The sequence below is a fragment of the Komagataeibacter kakiaceti JCM 25156 genome, from assembly GCF_000613305.1.
The window spans coordinates 1-1,747 of record NZ_BAIO01000484.1 but is presented as its reverse complement, the minus strand read 5'-3'; the positions used below and the strand labels follow the sequence as shown (position 1 = coordinate 1,747).

General features: G+C 68.9%; 2 protein-coding genes. Both read right to left on the bottom strand.

What is annotated here, in order from left to right; genetic code table 11:
- Positions 1 to 431: DNA methyltransferase (locus JCM25156_RS15655; protein WP_025813822.1), on the bottom strand; the 431-nt coding region annotated here is incomplete at its 3' end.
- A 9-nt stretch (positions 432 to 440) separates the two neighbouring features.
- Positions 441 to 1,747 (bottom strand): NAD(P)/FAD-dependent oxidoreductase (locus tag JCM25156_RS15650; protein ID WP_025813821.1); only part of this gene is annotated, 1,307 nt, incomplete at its 5' end.

Below are 1,747 nucleotides of genomic sequence, written 5' to 3'. Positions count from 1 at the left end.
CGCCTGCGCGGGCGGGATTCGCGCAGCCGCCCCGTTACGGGACGGAGCCACACGGCCTCGATCTCCGTATCGCGCCACAGGATGTGGGTGGCGATCCGTCCATCCCCGTGCGATAGGTGTGCTCTATCTCCGCGCGCAGCGTGCGGTCCGATATTGGCAAGGGCCGCGCTGGCGCTGGCCGCGTCCCCCGGTTCGGCCTGAAAACGGGCCAGCCGCGCGGCCAGCGGATTGAGGTCAGCCCCGGCGAACCGCCTGCCGCCGCGCACCACATCCCCCGCGATCGCGCCCGTGCCCATGAAGGGATCGGCCACGAGATCGCCCGGCTGGCTGAGAAGCGCGACAAGATGGCGCAGCGGCTCCAGCGGCTTCTTGCCCCAGTACCGGTGAAAGCCATGCAGGCCGCCATAGCGGGCCGGGGCCGCCCAGTTCATGCCGCCATGTCACTGTGCGTCGGAGGCATGGACCATCCCGCGCTGCATCCCCTGTTCCACCTGCCGCCCCGCAAGGGACAGGGCCACCGCCTCCGCAATGCGGATGCCGTCTATCCCGGCGGACAGGATGCCCCCGGCATAGCCCGCCCCCTCGCCCGCCGGAAACAGGCCGCGCAGGTTCACGCCCTGCCCGTCCACCCCGCGCGGAATCCGCAGCGGCGAGGAGGTGCGCGTCTCCACCCCCGTCATGACCGCGTCACGCATGGAAAACCCGGCCAGCTTGCGATCGAACGTGGGCAGCGCCTCACGTATGGCGTCCGTTACGAAACCGGGCAGGCAGGTGGACAGGTCGGCGGGCGTGACACCGGGGCGATAGGACGGCACGACATCGCCCAGCGCGGTCGACGCCCTGCCATCGAGAAAATCCCCGACCAGTTGCGCGGGCGCGAAATAGGCGCCCCCACCGGCCACGAACGCCCTGCGCTCCCATTCGCGCTGGAAGGCAATTCCGGCCAGCGGGCCATCGGGGTAGTCGCGTTCGGGCGTGACACCCACCACGATCCCGGCATTGGCGTTACGCTCGGCGCGGGAATACTGGCTCATGCCGTTGGTCACCACCTGCCCCGGCTCGGACGTGGCGGCGACCACCGTGCCACCGGGGCACATGCAGAAGGAATAGACCGCCCGGCCGTTGCTGGCGTGATGCACCAGCTTGTAATCCGCCGCCCCCAGCAGGGGCACGGTATCGGGCTGGCCGTAACGGGCGGTGTTGATGACGGATTGCGGATGCTCGATCCGCACGCCGATGGAAAAGGGCTTGGCCACCATCTCCACCCCCGCCGCGTGCAGCGCGGCAAAGGTGTCGCGCGCGCTGTGGCCTATGGCCAGCACGACATGGGTGGCGTCGATCTCCTCCCCATCGCTCAGGCGCAGGCCGGTGATGCGGCGGCCCTCCGCGCCCCCGTCATGGCTTATGAAATCGCTGACATGCGCGCCAAAGCGGTATTCGCCGCCAAGGGATTCGATTTCGGCGCGGATATGCTCCACCATCGTGACCAGCCGGAAGGTGCCGATATGCGGGCGGGAGAGATAGAGTATCTCCTCCGGCGCGCCGGCGCGCACGAAGGCGGACAGCACCTTGCGCCCGTAATGCCGGGGATCGCTGACCTGGCTGTAGAGCTTGCCATCGGAAAAGGTGCCCGCCCCGCCTTCCCCGAACTGCACATTGCTTTCGGGGTTCAGGATGGATTTGCGCCACAGGGCGAAGGTATCGACCGTGCGTTCACGCACCGCCCTGCCGCGTTCCAGCACCAGCG